Below are 14,511 nucleotides of genomic sequence, written 5' to 3'. Positions count from 1 at the left end.
ATGACCATCACGCAGTTGCCCAGCACCCACGAGGGCGAACGCCCGATGTTCCCGACCGGCGAGATCCGTCGCCCGTCCGGATTTGCACCGAACATCGATGTCTCCGGTCTCGTCGACAGCGACAACGGGCTCATCGATCGTTCCGTCTTCACCGATCGGCGACTGTATGCGCAGGAGCAGGCACGCGTCTTCGCGACGAGCTGGCTGTTCCTCGGACACGTCGAGCAGCTGCAGAAGGCGGGCGACTTCTTCACGACCTTCATGGGCGAGGACCCCGTCATCGTCACGAAGGACAAGAGCGGCCGCATCCGAGCGTTCCTCAACTCGTGCCGTCATCGCGGGGCCCGCGTGCTCCGCGCGGACTATGGCACGACACGTGCCTTCACCTGCACCTACCACGGGTGGTCATACGACCTCGAGGGCAAGCTCATCAGCGTGCCGAACGAAGGGGGCTATCAAGCCGAGACGTGGGATCGCGAGGACTGGGGACTTCTCGAGGTCGCTCAGCTGGACACGGTGCTGGACTTGATCTTCGCGACCTGGAACCCGAGCGCGCCGCCGCTGCTCAACCAGCTCGGAGACATGAAGTGGTACATGGAGGCTTTCCTCGATCGTGACTCGGAAGGCACCACGATCGTCGGCGGCATCACGAAGTGGGTGCTGAAGGGGAACTGGAAGCTCGCCGCCGAGCAGTTCGGAACCGACTGGTACCACGTCAACATGTCCCATGCCTCGGCGCTCATGGTCCTCTCGCCCACTGGCAAGGGACCGAAGGCTGACATCGTGAACACTCCCGGCCGCCAGTACTCCGACAACCGTGGCAACGGCACGGGCTTCCCGACCCACCCCAAGAGCCGCTTCGACGCACAGCCCGTCCACGAGTACTACGACTACGCGGCACTGCGGGAGCGACTGGGTTCGGCCCGGGTGGAAGGGCCTCTCACCACGGGGCACGCGACGGTCTTCCCCAACTTCGCATACCTTCCCGTCAACGGCAGCATCCGCGTCTGGCACCCGAAGGGGCCCGACGAGATGGAGGTCTGGGCGTGGACCGTGCTCGACAAGTCAATGCCAGAGGAGGTCCGCACGGCGCAGCGCCTCTACAACCTCCGCACCTTCGGCCCCTCGGGGATCTTCGAGCAGGACGACGGCGAGAACTGGAGCGAGATCCAGGCGATCTCCCATGGTTGGCGAACGAACACCCTGCCCTTGAACTATCAGATGGGCATCGGCACCGAACAGGACGACGGTGTGCATCCGGGCTCGACGAGCGCACTGTACAGCGATGCCGCGGGAAGGCGGTTCTACGCGCGATGGGCGGAGCTCATGAACACGCCGGCGTGGCACGAGGAGGCTACTGATGGCTGAGGGAATCGTCGTCGCCGACATCGATGACGTCCCTGAGGGGGAGGGGATCAAGATCGACGCTGCCGTGACCGGCACCGTCGACGACATCGCCGTGTTCAACGACGACGGCGAGTTCTTCGCCCTCGACGACACGTGCTCACACGAGAAGGCCTCCTTGTCGGAGGGATGGCTCGAGAACGGCGTCGTCGAATGCCCTCTCCACGCGGGCAAGTTCTGTCTCAAGGACGGCGCCGTGATGTCTATGCCCGCGACCGAGGACGTCGCGTGCCACCGGGTAATCATCGATGGATCGCAGCTGCGCGTCGTGCCCAATCCCGCGAGGCTCGCATGACCACAGGTACGCCGCGCGACGCCGGTCGCGTCGTGATCATCGGTGCCGGGCTGGCCGGCTACAGCGCCGCCGAGCAGCTCAGATCTCTTGGCCATGAGGGCGACATCGTGATCGTGGATGGCGAGCCTGCGCCATACGATCGGCCACCGCTGAGCAAGGAGCTCTTCGCCCCTGACTTCAGCCTCGACAAGCTCGCGTTCGCCAGCGCGCAGAAGCTGGCGGAGAAGCGCATCCAGACGAAGTTCGGCTCCGGAGCCGCGGCGATCGACCCGGCGGCACTCGCCGTCACGCTTCACGACGGCGAAGTGATCGCGGCGGACACCATCCTGATCGCCACCGGCGGGCGCGCCCGCACCTTGCCCATCCCCGGAGCCGATCTTCCCGGCGTGCATGTTCTGCGCACGTTCGCCGATGCGTCGGCATTGCGCGCGCGTGTCACGCACGGCTGCCGCGTCGTGATCATCGGAGCCGGTCTCATCGGCGCGGAGCTCGCCTCGTCGGCTCTTGCGGTGGGCGCCGACGTCACGCTGATCGATCCGGTCGATGTGCCGCTCACACCCGCTGTCGGCGAGCTGCTTGCAACCCATCTCCACGGGATGCACGCGGAGCGCGGCATCGACGTGCGGGTGGGAGTCGCATCTGCGATCGAACCCGTGCCGGACGGACTCGAGGTCGTCCTCGACGACGGCACGCGATGCGCCGCCGACCTGGTCGTCGTCGGCATAGGCATCATCCCGAACGTCGAGCTGGCCGAGTCCGCGGGTATCGAGGTCGACGGAGGCTTGCTCGTCTCGGCGGACTACCGCACAAGCGCGCCGGACGTCTTCGCCGCCGGCGACGTCATACGCCTTCGCGGCGAGGACGGTGCGCTGCTGCGCCGCGAGGAACACTGGGAGGCAGCCCAGCTGAGCGGTCAGCATGCCGCCTACGGGATGCTCGGGCTAGAGCCGCCGTCGCGGGGCGCGCCATGGTTCTGGACCGATCGCCACGGCATCCACCTCGAGGCCGTCGGCCGGCTCTCCGGTCCCGGCGACGTGGTCGTGAGAGAAGGCGGCGATCATCCTGCCGTGTTCCTTCTCGATGAAGGGCTGCTCGCGGGAGCGGCTGCGATCGACGACGCCATGACGGTGCGCGCCGCACGTCGCCTGATCGATCAGCGCATCCCGGTCAGTCGCGGCGAGCTCTCCGATCCGTCGGTGCCCCTTCGCTCCCTCCTCAAGGCACGCAGATGACCGTGTTCCGGCGACCGGCACGGCCGGTTGAAGCGGTTCCGCAGACGAAGTGAGATGAGACCATGTCCGACAGCCACCTGAACCCGGCGACCCTGAACGGGGCGACGTCGGTCGGCGCTGGAATCCTGGACGATGAGATCGACGGGATGCGCCTGGCAGACGCTGACACGCATTTCGAGGTCAACCAGTTCTACTTCCTCGAGGCGGAGTTCCTCGATGACGGTCGCTTCGCGGACTGGCTGGAGATGCTCGCGGAAGACCTGCACTACTGGGCCCCGACGCGCACGAATCGCCTGCGCCGGCAGCAGGCCCTCGCCGTCTCGGCGCCCGGCGAAGCGGCGTTCTACGACGAGACCAAGGACTCGCTCGCGTGGCGCATCCGCCGATACGACTCGGGCATGGCCTGGGCGGAGGACCCGCCGTCGCGCACGCGCCACCTCATCTCGAACGTGTCGGTCCGCGAGCGCAGCGACGGGCTGCTCCAGTCCCGCAGTGCGTTCATCGTGTACCGGAACCGGCTGCAGACCGAAGTCGATCTCTATGCCGGCGGTCGCAACGACGTCCTGCGGCGCACGGGCGCGCACGGCTTCGAGATCGTCAAGCGCACGATCCTCTTCGAGCAGAACGTCCTGCTGATGAAGAACATCAGCACGTTCTTCTGATCCGCACATCCCCTCCGCACGCACCACCGAAAGGCATTCTCCATGACCGCCACTGCTCTCGAGACGAGCACCGTCGACACGACCCTCGGCCCGATCGCGGTCACGGTCGTCGGCGAGGGCGAGCCCCTCGTCCTCATGCACGGCGGCGGGCCGGGCGCGAGCGCGCTGGCGAACTACCGGGACAACCTGGGAGCTCTCGAAGGTTTTCGGGTCATCCTTCCCGACCAGCCGGGGTTCGGCGGCAGTTACCGCCCCACCGAGGAGGATCTCGCTGAACGCTCGATCACCGAGATCACGGTCGATGCGATGTACCAGATGCTCGACGCGCTGGGGGTGGACACGTTCTTCCTGCTGGGCAATTCGCTCGGAGGCGCTGCGGCGCTGGCCATGGCGATCGCCCAGCCGGTGCGCGTCACGAAGCTCGTCCTCATGGCCCCGGGAGGTGGCTGGCTGCCGACGGCCCCGACGCCGACAGAGGGCCAGAAGGAGATGTTCCGCTACTACAACGGCGAGGGCCCGACCTTCAGCAAGATGAAGAACTTCGTCCGCGTCATGGTCGCCAACCCGAAGCTCTTCGACGACGCCAGCATCCAGGCCCGCTACGAGGCCTCGCTTGACGCGAGCCACATCGAGTTCTACCACCGCTACAACACCGCGTTCGCTCGCCGGGGCGGCATGGATCCGCTTTGGAAGGATCTCGAGAAGATCCTCGCCGACACGCTCCTGCTGTGGGGCCGCGACGACCGCACGATCACGCTCGACGGAGCCTGGATCATGCTCAAGAATATCCGGAAGGTGCAGCTGCACGTGTTCGGCGGCTGCGGCCACTGGGTGCAGGTCGAGAAGAAGGCGGACTTCGAGCGACTCGTCGTCGGATTCCTGGGGCCGGGCACATGACCGGATGGCTCGAGGGTGACGTCGCGTTCATCACCGGCGCCGGATCCGGCATCGGCAGGGCCGTCGCGCTGAGATTCCTCGAGGAGGGTGCGGCGGGCGTCGCCGTGGTCGGTCGCGACGCGGAGAGACTGCAGTCCACGATCGATGCCGCGGGTGCGGAGGCCGATCGTGTGCTGCCCGTCGTCGGAGATGTCCGTTCGACATCGGATCTGAAGGCGGCCGTCTCGGCTACGGTCGACGCGTTCGGCAAGATCGATGTCGTCGTGCCGAACGCTGGAATCTGGGACTTCAACCGATCGATCACGAAGACCACGCCTGAAGAGATCGAGGGCATCTATGACGAGCTGTTCGACATCAACGTCAAGGGCTACCTGCTGACGGTCTCGGCGACCTGGCCGGAACTCGTCAAGACGAAGGGGAACGTCGTCATGACGCTCTCCAACGCCGCGTTCTACGCGGCCGGAGGCGGTCCCGTCTACACCGCAGCGAAGTTCGCCGCGAGAGGCCTCGTTACCCAGCTCGCCTATGAGCTCGCCCCTCACGTCCGAGTGAACGGCGTCGCCATCGGCGGACTTCGCACCGATCTGCGCGGGCCGGCCGCCGTGGGGATGGACGCGCGATCCATCGAGCAGTCCTTCGCCAAGCGCGACGACGCCCCCGGCCCCAACATGTGGGTTCCGCTGCACGACGCCAGCACCGACCCCGTCGACTCGACCGGTCCATACGTCCTGCTGGCGTCGCGCCGCAACGCGAGCGTCGTAACGGGCGCGATCATCAACGCCGACGGCGGGGTCGGTGTCCGAGGGTTTGCGACGGCCGCAGGAGGAGATCACCTATGACGAACGTTTCGCTGGGCTCTGCGCTCCCGCCGGGTTTCGAGCGCTTCTTCGCGGTCGACGGCGTCGACGACGCCCCCGCGCTCATCGGCATCCGATCGGTCCGTTCCGGCCATCTGGTCGACGCGTACCCCGCCGGTACCCACGACCTCGAGCTCGCGACGCACGGACTCGTGTCGGCCGCAGACGTGCAGCGCGTCACCCACGAGGTGCTCAAGGCGAGTCCCCGCTCTCGCCGAGTCATCCTGGCAGTACCCGAACAAGACCTCACTGCCATCGCCTGGGCGGAAGACGCTGGATACCGATTCGTGGTCGATGTCGAAACGCTCAGCGGCAGCTTCTCGCTGCTCGTGACCGAACCCGATTGGGTGCTGGCGCAGCCCCACATCCTCGAAGACATTCCCCTGAAGGAGTAGTCATGGGCAAGACGAAGATCGCCATCATCGGCTCAGGAAACATCGGCACTGACCTCATGTTCAAGGTCATCCGTCTCTCCGACACGCTCGAGATGGGAGTGATGGTCGGGATCGATCCCGGCTCAGACGGACTCGCCCGCGCCGCGCGACTGGGTTTCGAGACGACACATGAGGGCGTCGACGGACTCATCGCCAGTCCGCAGTTCGACGAGATTGAGGTGATCTTCGACGCCACCAGCGCGTCGGCGCACAAGAAGAACGCCGAGAAGCTGCTGCCGTTGGGCAAGAAGCTCGTCGACCTCACCCCTGCCGCGATCGGGCCGTACGTGGTTCCGGCCGTGAACCTCGGCGACCACTTCGACGCACAGGACATCAACATGGTGACGTGCGGTGGCCAGGCCACGATCCCGATCGTCGCGGCGATCAGCTCGATCACTCCCGTGCACTACGGCGAGATCGTCGCATCCATCGCCTCGAAGTCGGCCGGGCCCGGTACGCGCGCGAACATCGATGAGTTCACCGAGACGACCTCGTCGGCGATCGAGGCGGTCGGCGGTGCGGCTCGAGGCAAGGCGATCATCATCCTCAACCCGGCCGAGCCTCCCATGATCATGCGCGACACCGTTCAGGTGCTCACGAGCCGTCTCGACGAGGCCACGCGAGGGGCGGTCGCCCATGCCGTCGCCGACCAGGTGGCAGCGGTCGCGGAGTACGTGCCCGGCTACCGCCTCAAGCAACAGGTCCAGTTCCTGGACCAGGGACCCGAGTTCGACACTCTTGTACCCGCCGACCGCGTGCAGGAGGACGGATACACGCGAGTGACGGTCTTCCTGGAGGTTGAGGGCGCGGCGATGTACTTGCCGAGCTATGCCGGAAATCTCGACATCATGACCAGCGCAGCACTGCGCGCAGCCGAACGACTCGTCGTCGCGGCCCGGGAGAAGGAGGCCGTCGCATGACGAGGATCTATCTGCAGGATGTCACGCTCCGCGACGGCATGCACGCGGTCCGCCACCGGATCGCCCCCGCGAAGGCCGCGGAGATCGCTGCGGCGCTCGACGCGGCGGGAGTGGATGCCATCGAGGTCTCTCACGGTGACGGTCTCGCCGGCAGCTCGCTGATCTACGGGCCGGGCTCGAACTCCGACTGGGAGTGGATCGAAGCCGTGGCGGGTGCAACGAAGAACGCTGTGCTAACGACGCTGCTGCTCCCCGGCATCGGCACGCTTCACGAGCTGCGACAGGCGTTCGACCTCGGCGTGCGCTCCGTGAGGATCGCGACGCACTGCACGGAGGCCGACGTCTCGGCCCAGCACATCAGCGCCGCCCGCGAGTGGGGGATGGACGTGTCGGGCTTCCTCATGATGTCGCATCTCAACGATCCGACATCCCTCGCGCAGCAGGCGAAGCTCATGGAGTCGTACGGCGCGAACTGCGTTTACGTCACGGACTCCGCCGGACGCCTGACGATGGACGGCGTGCGGGAGCGGATCCGTGCGTATCGCGACGTGCTCGACCCGGCCACACAGATCGGGATCCACGCCCACCAGAACCTCTCGCTCGCGGTCGCGAATTCCATCGCCGCCGTGGAGGAGGGTGCGTACCGCGTGGACGCCTCGCTCGCGGGACACGGCGCAGGCGCCGGCAACACACCCATCGAGCCTTTCGTGGCGGTTGCGAAGTTGCTCGGCTGGGAGGTGGGCGCCGATGTCTTCGCTTTGCAGGATGCCGCAGACGACCTCGTGCGGCCGCTCCACGACCGCCCCGTCCAGGTCGACCGCGAGACGCTGTCCGTCGGTTACGCGGGTGCGTACTCGAGCTTTCTGCGGCATGCCGAGCAGGCGGCCGCCGTGTATCAGCTGGATGCCCGCGACATCCTGGTCGAGGTCGGCCGACGCAAGCTCATCGGCGGTCAGGAGGACATGATCACCGACATAGCCCTCGACATGGTCGGCGCCGCCGGTCCTCTGGAGCGCTGACGGGAATCCGGCGCGTCCTGGCCCCGAACCCGGGGCCGATGACGCTCGACGGCACGAACACATGGGTGATCGACGTGGGGGCCGGAGTGCTCATCGTCGACCCCGGCCCCGCGGATCGCGCGCACCTCGACGAGGCGATCGGCGCGTCCGTAGTGGCAAGCGTGCTTCTGACGCACCGACACCCCGACCACTCGGCTGCTCTGGACATGCTGCCGAGCGGCACGCCTGTCCACGCCGCGGACCCCGCCCTCGCGCGATCGAGCGCGCCGCTCCGCAGGGGGGCGATGCTCGCGTTCTCACCCGTCCGGATCGAGGTGCTGTCCACGCCGGGACACACGGACGACTCGGTGTGCTTCCGCGTCGACTCGGAGGGCGCGTCGTGTGTGATCACGGGCGACACTCTGCTCGGCGGACGCCACGCCACGTTCGTGTCACGTCGCTCCGGCGACCTCGATGCGCTGCTCTCCTCCCTCGCGACGATTTCCTCCCTCCGGGGCCTGCCCGGCCTGCCCGGGCATGGGGACTTCATCCCCGATGTCGGGGCACACGCCTCGGCAGCGCTCGCGCATCACCACCGCCGGCTCACGAGACTCGAGAAGCTCCTTCGCGCGCATCCCGACCTCGACCTGGAGTACCACCTCCGCTCTCGGTATCCGAACGATCCGGGTCGGCGGCGTGCGGCGGCGTGGATGGCGCACGTGGAGGCGGACTACCTGCGATCGACCGGACGCCTGTCACGTCCTGTCGGCCCTCTCGACCCCCCGTAGGGCTCCAGGCGGAGTAGCAACGACGCGTGCTTTTTGGCGGCACGCTGTGCCGCCAGGTCCAGACACGTCGTTTCTGCGTCGGTTCGCAAGTGCGTGGGACGATCAGCGGATTTGAACGCAACCGTGCCCGCGACCGCTCGCAAACGAAGAGTTCTTCGGTCACGGCATAGAGCGCGTCGAGCCACCTCCACCACCAGCCTGCTCCGATCATGTCGGAGTGGGGTGTGCAGGTGACAGTCGCCACAGAACGCTGCGCGGCCGTGTGGAATCCTGAGAGTGAAACCACCGCCAACCACCCTGGAATCGCGGGGATCTTCGCCATGTCCAGCAGGAACCGAGGTGCCGCAGAGCTCAGCGAAGGACCTCGCCGATCGGTCTACGGGACGCGGCGACACGGTAGACGACGCCGAGACCGCGCGACCCTCGCCACTGTTCGGGGGTGAGCGCGCCGACGAGCAGTTCGAGGAGTCCGCACGTCGTCGGATCGTTGACTTCGCCGCGGCCCCGCTTCGCGCTGCCGCGCTGCCCCATCTGTTCGAGCCGCGCGATCGGAAGCAGCTCCGCGACGGGAGCCTCGTGAGCAGTCATCTATCGGCCTGCCCTCTCGAGGTGCGGTCGGGGCCTAGGGGTGAACTTCCAGATGCTGGCCGCGATGATCGCGAGGATCACTGTGGTGAAGACGCCGAGCACGATCCAGCCCGCGGTCTGCCAGCCGGGGAATTGCAGAGCGAACGCCCAGCGGATGCCGTCGTTGGCAAGGACGGCGGCGGGGAACGTGAACACCCAGTACTGCATCGTGAACGGTGCCCGCAGATACCCGGGCAGGAGAGCGAGCTGAACGAGGAACATGAACAGCACGATCCCGCCCAGGATCTCCTGGATCACGTCGACGCTCCCGCCGGTGGCGGCGAACCACGCCACGCTCGCTGTCCCCGGTGGGGTGACCAGGATCGCCAGGGCGGGTCGCGACGCGGGCGGCAGCGGTGCCCCGGTAACGAGGCGGGCCATCACGATGGTGCCGATCACGAGCCAGAAGAACACCCCGATGCCGATCGCGGCGATGGCCGCTTCGTGCTGGGCGACGCTCGTGAAGCCGATGCTGGCGATAAAGGACCCGGCGACAACCGGCAGGAAATAGCCTGGATGGAGTGCGTCGCGTTCGATCGACGCTGTGAGCCAATGGGCGACCAGTTGCGCGGCGATCACGGCCAGGACTGTTGTCGCCGCCAGGATCAGCCACACGGCCGCGTCCCCGAGGTAGGGCGCGTAGTGGGCGATCAACAGGATCGCGACGACGGGGATATAGGCCGTGAACGGGCCCGTCAGCGGATGCCGCAGGTCGGCGGTGAAGGACGCGATACGACGCAGCCCGCCGGTGAGGTAGACGACGGTGAAACCAGCCCAGATCAACGTGGCGATGGCGAAGGAGACCTCGGCCGGGATCGGACTCGCGCCCAGCTGTGTCGATGCCGCCGACCAGGCGCCGCCGAGACCGGCCAGACCGAGCGGGATCGCGAACAGGTTCAACGGCAGCCACGGCGCGTCCGGCTCGGCCCGGGTCGTGCCGGCCCGGGATAGTGCGGGACTCGCCGAGGCGCTCACGCGGCCAGGTCCCTGAGGGTCAGCAGTTCGCGGTAGCGGGCGGCCCGGGCGGCGAGCTGCTCGTCGGTGAGGTCCCAGGTGCCGTGGATGATCTGCGGCTCGAGCCAGATAACGCCGAGGCGCTTGGCGAGGGCCTCCATCGGGATCAGCACCTGCCGGATCGGCCAACCGTGGAATCCCTCGGGCTGGTAGGCGTCCTGGACGCCGCCGTTGGAAATCGCGACCCGCAGGGTCTTGCCTTTCAGCACGCCGGGCTTGCCCGTGCCGTAGGCCCAGCCGCGCGTCATGATCTCGTCCAGCCACTGCTTGAGCAGGCCCGGTGTCGAGTACCAGTACAGCGGGTACTGCAGCACGATGTTCTGCGCGCTCTCCAGCGCGGTGCGCTCGGCATCGAAGTCGATCTGCCCATCCGGGTACAGCTCGTGCAGGGTGCGCACCTGCACCGCGGGAAGCCCTTCGAGTTCGTGGACGAGGGCGGCGTTGATCCGTGACTCGCTCAGGTCGGGATGCCCCACGACAACAATGATCTCTGCGATCTGCTGCTCAGTCATTGTGTTCGGTCTCCGTGACGTTGGTGGATGTGATGAGGGGGGCATCCGTCGAGGTGCACTGGGCGGCTACGGCGTCGTGCGCGGCGTCTCTGCCGTCAGATGCTTCGAAGGAGAACGGCTGATCCTTGACCGCCGCCGCCGCAGATGGCTGCGGCCCCGAGCAGTCCGGCTCCTTGTTCGGCGAGCTGTCGGGCGAGGGTCCCGACGATGCGAGCACCAGACGCGCCGACCGGGTGGCCGATCGCGATCGCACCGCCGTGCCGATTCACGCGCTCAGGTCCGATGCCGAGCAGCTGGGCGGAGTGGACGATCACGGAGGCGAAGGCCTCGTTGATCTCGATCCTGACGAGGTCATCCGGGGTCGCGTCGATGTGGGCGAGGGCGGCGCGGATGGCGTCCGCTGGCCGCGCGTGCAGGCGCACGTCCGGGCCGGCGACGAACGCCGTGGCTTCGACCGTCGCGATCGCCGACAGTCCGTGCTGTTCAGCGTATGCGGCCGAGACGAGCACGAGCGCGGCCGCGCCGTCGTTGATCGACGAGGAGTTGCCGGCGGTGATGGTGCCTCCGGGTGAGAAGGCTGGGCGGAGGCCGGCGAGCACCTCGACGGTCGTGTTGGCGCGAACCCCGTCATCGGCCGTCACGGCGATGTCTCCTCGCTTCGAGGGGACGAGGACGGGTTCGATCTCTGCGGCGAGCCAGTCGGCCGACGCGGCGGCATGGATGTGGGAGCGCGCTGCGACCTCGTCCTGCGCAGTCCGGAGGATGGCGTAGTCCTCGTTGCCCTCCTCAGTGGACAAGCCCATCGAGCGTTGTTCGAAGGCATCGACGAGGGCGTCGTGCTCGAGGAGGTCGAGCAGTTCGATCGATCCGTACTTCGTTCCGGCTCTCGCAGGGAGGGCGTGCGGTGCGAGCGACATCGACTCCATGCCGAAGGCGACCGCGACGTCGATCCGTCCTGCTTCGATCGCGGCCGCTGCGGTGGCGACCGCCTCTGCGCCGGAGAGGCATACCGCGTTGATCGTCACCGACGGCACTGTGAGCGGGATCCCGGCGCCCACCGCAGCCTGGCGTGCCGGGTTCTGCCCTGCCCCGGCCTGCAACACCTGGCCGCCGACCACACGTTGTACCGCGTCGGGCGCGACACCGGCTCGATGCAGCGCGGCCTTGATCGCATGTGCGCCGAGCCGTGTGGCGGGGATCGCGGCGAACTGACCGTTGAATTTCACGAATGGAGTTCGGGCGTAGCCGACGATGAGGGCGTTCATCTGAACCTTTCTTTAGGGGAGGCGCCGGGGATCGCCCGGAGTTCCTCGAGGGTGATGCCGGGGGCGATCTCGCGGAGGAGCATCTCGACGGTTCCGTTCCATCACTTGTCGCTCATTGCGGCTCGTGTCCGGGTTCCGGGGTGAGGTGCGCCGGCAGGAAGGGGCGCCCGCCGGCGACCGAGAAGTCGGAGAGCTTGACGGTCTCGAGTACGACGAACACGTTCTCCGGGTCGATTCGCGCCCGCGCCGCGATCTCTGCGACGAGTTTCCGGTAGAGGGCCTGCTTGGTCTCGACCGGGCGCTCCCTGCCGACGACGATCCGGACAAGGACGAAATCGGCGGTACGGGGGCCGCCGAGGAAGCCGGTGTCGAAGATCAGCTCGTCCGGCTCGCGCTGATGGATGACCTGGAACCGGTCATCGACAGGGATACCGAACTCGGCCACGAGGGCGTCGTGCACGGCGTCCGCGATCGTACGGAGCGACTCCCGGCTTCGCCCGCGAAGCAGCGTGATGTCGACGACGGGAATCGGACTCACCCCTCCTGGTAGACGGGCTCTACGGAGACGAGGATCCCGGTGCGGGTGAGCTCGGCGATCTCGTCTGCGCTCAGACCGAGTTCGGCGAGGACCTCGGCGTTGTGTTCGCCGCGATAGGCGGCGAGGCCCGCGTCATCGAGGACGATGTGGTCGTCGAATCGCCACGGGCGTCCGGGGATCGCGTATGCCTCGCCGTCCCGGTCGACGGCGTTCCGCGTTGCCGGCCAGGACTGAGCCCATTCCGTCTCGACGAACTCCTGGATCGTGCGTACCCGGCCGATGGCGATCCGTGCTTCGTCGAATTGCACGTCGAGGGACTCCATGTCGGCGAAGGTGGTGATCCAGTCCTGCACGATCCGGTGCAGCTCCGGGAGGTGCTGTTCGCGGAGCTCGGGGGTGAGGAATCTCGGGTCTTCGGCGAGATCCGGTCGGCGCATCGCGGCGACGTAGAACGGGAAGGTCAGGCTTCCGACGAGGCTCATCGGGCTCGCGAACCGCTCGCCGCCAGGGCCGGTGAAGAACGGACCGTCGGTGGCGCCGAGCACGGGCCGCTCGGCGCCGAGGTCGATGCCGGAGAGGTCGACGTGGACGCGCTCGTTCATCGACAGCATGACCGCGGCCATCGCGACGTCGATGTAGCGACCGCGACCGGTCCGCTCCCGGTCCGCGAGTGCCGCGAGGATCGCGATCGTCGCGTGCAGCCCGGCGTACACATCGGCGTGGGACAAGGAATCGCTCCTCGGCCGTTCATCGCGGTCGAAGTGCGCGAGGGTGTTCGCCGTGATGCCGGTCTCGGCCTGGACGGTCGGCGCGTAGGCCGACCGACTCCGCCAGGCCCCGTGCTGGCCGTAGCCGCTGATCGAGGCGTAGACGACGGCGGGATTCGTCCTCGCGATGGTGTCGTAGTCGAGGTCGAACGCGGCGAGGGCGCCGGGGCGGAAGTTCTCGACGATCACATCCGCTTTGTCGCAGAGGCGCGCCACGACTTCTCGGGCACCGGGGACGTTCAGGTCGATGCTGACGTTACGTTTACCGGCATTCTGCTGGGCGTAGTAGCCGGACATCTCCCCGTTGCCGGGAAAGGCGCGCCGCGAGAGGTCGCCGCTGGGCGGTTCGATCTTGATGACATCGGCACCCAGATCGAGGAGGGTCTTCGCGCAATGGGGGCCGGCGAGCACCCGCGAGAAGTCGACGACGCGGAATCCTTCCAGCGGCAGGGCGTCGGTCATCGTGCTCATCGCCCCTCGAAGAACGCCTGGCCGATGCCGTTGTCCCGGTATGACGTGACCCCTGTCACAAAGTCCTCGGACCGGAAGACTGGGCGCTGCAATTCGGCCATCGCCTCGTCGGCGGCGGCGGTTCCGCGGTTCACGGCGACGGAGACGAGTTGCTTCGTCGCGATGTTCGCAAGCGTCGGCCCGTGGGCGAGCTCCTGGGCGAGCACCATCGTCGCGGTGTCGAGGTCTTCGTCGGGGACGACCCGGTTGATGATGTTCCACCGCTCCAGCGTCGCGGCGTCGTAGCGTCGCCCGAGGAGCGCGATCTCCTTGGCTCTGGCCGCCCCGGCCCGCTGAGCTATCCGTTGCACGCCGCCCATCAGCGGCTGCAGGCCGACGGTCACCTCGACGGATCCGAACTTGGTGGACGCGGCCGCCACGACCAGGTCGCAGGCGAGGGCGAGCTCGAAGCCACCGCCGACGCAGGTGCCGTGCACGGCCGCGACGATAGGCGCCGGATGCGCGTCGAAGGCGTCGAGAAGATCGACGAGGTGCCAATCGAGGACATCACTGTCCCTGGTCTCCGCAAGCATCGAGTCGAGCTCTGCTCCGGCCGAGAAGTGCCGAAGCCCGCTGCGGAGGATCACCGCTCGCGCCTGCTGTTCCTCTGTCCAGCGAAGTGCATCGATCAGGGCGAGAACGAACGCCTTGTCGAGCAGGTTGTACGGCCGGTGCTCCATCGTCAGGATCGCAACGGCGCCGTCGAGGGCCCTGCCGATGGTCAGGGTGGAGGCTGGTGTGGTTCCCATGTGCATGTGGTCCTTGATTGTGTCGTTCGCGCGATGTTTGTC

Annotated in this window: 17 protein-coding genes; 10 read left to right on the top strand and 7 right to left on the bottom strand. The window is 67.3% G+C overall.

All coding sequences use genetic code 11. The annotated features are described in order from the left end of the window. From MHO01S_RS02925 to MHO01S_RS02880, 10 genes are all read left to right on the top strand, one after another. Positions 1-1,368, top strand: coding sequence for an aromatic ring-hydroxylating oxygenase subunit alpha (locus MHO01S_RS02925; RefSeq protein ID WP_082486412.1), 1,368 nt, complete (start codon positions 1-3; stop codon positions 1,366-1,368). Beyond that, positions 1,361-1,699 carry a bifunctional 3-phenylpropionate/cinnamic acid dioxygenase ferredoxin subunit gene (locus MHO01S_RS02920; protein WP_056206887.1) on the top strand — a complete coding sequence of 113 codons (339 nt, stop codon included), beginning with the start codon at positions 1,361-1,363 and terminating at the stop codon, positions 1,697-1,699. The genes MHO01S_RS02925 and MHO01S_RS02920 overlap by 8 nt, the downstream gene beginning before the upstream one ends. Before the next feature lie 32 nt (positions 1,700-1,731). Further along, positions 1,732-2,931: an NAD(P)/FAD-dependent oxidoreductase gene (locus tag MHO01S_RS02915; protein ID WP_231734846.1), complete on the top strand. Its 1,200-nt coding sequence runs from the start codon at positions 1,732-1,734 to the stop codon at positions 2,929-2,931. A 62-nt stretch (positions 2,932-2,993) separates the two neighbouring features. Beyond that, on the top strand, positions 2,994-3,593 hold the full coding sequence (locus MHO01S_RS02910; RefSeq protein WP_082483029.1) for an aromatic-ring-hydroxylating dioxygenase subunit beta: 600 nt from the start codon (positions 2,994-2,996) through the stop codon (positions 3,591-3,593). Positions 3,594-3,635: 42 nt separating this feature from the next. Then, complete coding sequence (locus MHO01S_RS02905; protein WP_056206880.1) at positions 3,636-4,490, top strand: alpha/beta fold hydrolase; 855 nt, start codon at positions 3,636-3,638, stop codon at positions 4,488-4,490. Beyond that, positions 4,487-5,329, top strand: a complete 843-nt coding sequence (locus tag MHO01S_RS02900; RefSeq protein ID WP_056206877.1) for an SDR family NAD(P)-dependent oxidoreductase — start codon at positions 4,487-4,489, stop codon at positions 5,327-5,329. Before MHO01S_RS02905 ends, MHO01S_RS02900 begins: the two co-directional genes overlap by 4 nt. Then, the gene (locus MHO01S_RS02895) at positions 5,326-5,742 is read left to right on the top strand and encodes a hypothetical protein (RefSeq protein ID WP_056206873.1); all 417 of its coding nucleotides are present in this window, start codon (positions 5,326-5,328) and stop codon (positions 5,740-5,742) included. The genes MHO01S_RS02900 and MHO01S_RS02895 overlap by 4 nt, the downstream gene beginning before the upstream one ends. A gap of 2 nt (positions 5,743-5,744) precedes the next feature. Continuing rightward, the gene (locus MHO01S_RS02890; protein WP_056206870.1) at positions 5,745-6,701 is read left to right on the top strand and encodes an acetaldehyde dehydrogenase (acetylating); all 957 of its coding nucleotides are present in this window, start codon (positions 5,745-5,747) and stop codon (positions 6,699-6,701) included. Next, positions 6,698-7,720, top strand: coding sequence for a 4-hydroxy-2-oxovalerate aldolase (gene dmpG, locus MHO01S_RS02885; RefSeq protein ID WP_056206867.1), 1,023 nt, complete (start codon positions 6,698-6,700; stop codon positions 7,718-7,720). Before MHO01S_RS02890 ends, dmpG begins: the two co-directional genes overlap by 4 nt. 38 nt (positions 7,721-7,758) lie before the next feature. After that, positions 7,759-8,487, top strand: a complete 729-nt coding sequence (locus tag MHO01S_RS02880; RefSeq protein WP_056206864.1) for an MBL fold metallo-hydrolase — start codon at positions 7,759-7,761, stop codon at positions 8,485-8,487. A 351-nt stretch (positions 8,488-8,838) separates the two neighbouring features. Here the strand turns inward: MHO01S_RS02880 and MHO01S_RS02875 are convergent, their stop codons facing one another. The 7 genes from MHO01S_RS02875 to MHO01S_RS02845 form a co-directional block, all read right to left on the bottom strand. Continuing rightward, the gene (locus MHO01S_RS02875; RefSeq protein WP_056206861.1) at positions 8,839-9,075 is read right to left on the bottom strand and encodes a hypothetical protein; all 237 of its coding nucleotides are present in this window, start codon (positions 9,073-9,075) and stop codon (positions 8,839-8,841) included. Beyond that, the gene (locus MHO01S_RS02870) at positions 9,076-10,089 is read right to left on the bottom strand and encodes an SLAC1 family transporter (RefSeq protein ID WP_167626500.1); all 1,014 of its coding nucleotides are present in this window, start codon (positions 10,087-10,089) and stop codon (positions 9,076-9,078) included. Further along, positions 10,086-10,640: an NAD(P)H-dependent oxidoreductase gene (locus MHO01S_RS02865; protein ID WP_056208472.1), complete on the bottom strand. Its 555-nt coding sequence runs from the start codon at positions 10,638-10,640 to the stop codon at positions 10,086-10,088. Before MHO01S_RS02865 ends, MHO01S_RS02870 begins: the two co-directional genes overlap by 4 nt. Positions 10,641-10,735: 95 nt before the next feature. Beyond that, positions 10,736-11,905: an acetyl-CoA C-acyltransferase gene (locus MHO01S_RS02860; protein ID WP_056208475.1), complete on the bottom strand. Its 1,170-nt coding sequence runs from the start codon at positions 11,903-11,905 to the stop codon at positions 10,736-10,738. A 112-nt stretch (positions 11,906-12,017) separates the two neighbouring features. After that, positions 12,018-12,443 carry a tautomerase family protein gene (locus MHO01S_RS02855; protein WP_197425738.1) on the bottom strand — a complete coding sequence of 142 codons (426 nt, stop codon included), beginning with the start codon at positions 12,441-12,443 and terminating at the stop codon, positions 12,018-12,020. Then, complete coding sequence (locus tag MHO01S_RS02850; protein WP_197425739.1) at positions 12,440-13,681, bottom strand: CaiB/BaiF CoA transferase family protein; 1,242 nt, start codon at positions 13,679-13,681, stop codon at positions 12,440-12,442. The genes MHO01S_RS02855 and MHO01S_RS02850 overlap by 4 nt, the downstream gene beginning before the upstream one ends. Then, positions 13,678-14,475: an enoyl-CoA hydratase/isomerase family protein gene (locus tag MHO01S_RS02845; protein WP_197425740.1), complete on the bottom strand. Its 798-nt coding sequence runs from the start codon at positions 14,473-14,475 to the stop codon at positions 13,678-13,680. Before MHO01S_RS02845 ends, MHO01S_RS02850 begins: the two co-directional genes overlap by 4 nt. Positions 14,476-14,511: the final 36 nt, after the last annotated feature.

The sequence above is a fragment of the Microbacterium hominis NBRC 15708 genome (assembly GCF_001592125.1).
In the GTDB taxonomy this organism is placed as follows: domain Bacteria; phylum Actinomycetota; class Actinomycetes; order Actinomycetales; family Microbacteriaceae; genus Microbacterium; species Microbacterium hominis.
The sequence above is the reverse complement of the archived record's forward strand: the minus strand, read 5'-3'. Positions and strand labels throughout refer to the sequence as shown.

Excerpts from the sequence above, each read along its gene's own strand:
- MHO01S_RS02925 (WP_082486412.1), top strand. The coding sequence starts at position 1 with ATGACCATCACGCAGTTGCCCAGCACCCACGAGGGCGAACGCCCGATG.
- MHO01S_RS02920 (WP_056206887.1), top strand. The coding sequence starts at position 1,361 with ATGGCTGAGGGAATCGTCGTCGCCGACATCGATGACGTCCCTGAGGGG.
- MHO01S_RS02910 (WP_082483029.1), top strand. The coding sequence starts at position 2,994 with ATGTCCGACAGCCACCTGAACCCGGCGACCCTGAACGGGGCGACGTCG.
- MHO01S_RS02905 (WP_056206880.1), top strand. The coding sequence starts at position 3,636 with ATGACCGCCACTGCTCTCGAGACGAGCACCGTCGACACGACCCTCGGC.
- MHO01S_RS02900 (WP_056206877.1), top strand. The coding sequence starts at position 4,487 with ATGACCGGATGGCTCGAGGGTGACGTCGCGTTCATCACCGGCGCCGGA.
- MHO01S_RS02895 (WP_056206873.1), top strand. The coding sequence starts at position 5,326 with ATGACGAACGTTTCGCTGGGCTCTGCGCTCCCGCCGGGTTTCGAGCGC.
- MHO01S_RS02890 (WP_056206870.1), top strand. The coding sequence starts at position 5,745 with ATGGGCAAGACGAAGATCGCCATCATCGGCTCAGGAAACATCGGCACT.
- dmpG (WP_056206867.1), top strand. The coding sequence starts at position 6,698 with ATGACGAGGATCTATCTGCAGGATGTCACGCTCCGCGACGGCATGCAC.
- MHO01S_RS02880 (WP_056206864.1), top strand. The coding sequence starts at position 7,759 with ATGACGCTCGACGGCACGAACACATGGGTGATCGACGTGGGGGCCGGA.
- MHO01S_RS02875 (WP_056206861.1), bottom strand. The coding sequence starts at position 9,075 with ATGACTGCTCACGAGGCTCCCGTCGCGGAGCTGCTTCCGATCGCGCGG.
- MHO01S_RS02865 (WP_056208472.1), bottom strand. The coding sequence starts at position 10,640 with ATGACTGAGCAGCAGATCGCAGAGATCATTGTTGTCGTGGGGCATCCC.
- MHO01S_RS02860 (WP_056208475.1), bottom strand. The coding sequence starts at position 11,905 with ATGAACGCCCTCATCGTCGGCTACGCCCGAACTCCATTCGTGAAATTC.
- MHO01S_RS02850 (WP_197425739.1), bottom strand. The coding sequence starts at position 13,681 with ATGAGCACGATGACCGACGCCCTGCCGCTGGAAGGATTCCGCGTCGTC.
- MHO01S_RS02845 (WP_197425740.1), bottom strand. The coding sequence starts at position 14,475 with ATGCACATGGGAACCACACCAGCCTCCACCCTGACCATCGGCAGGGCC.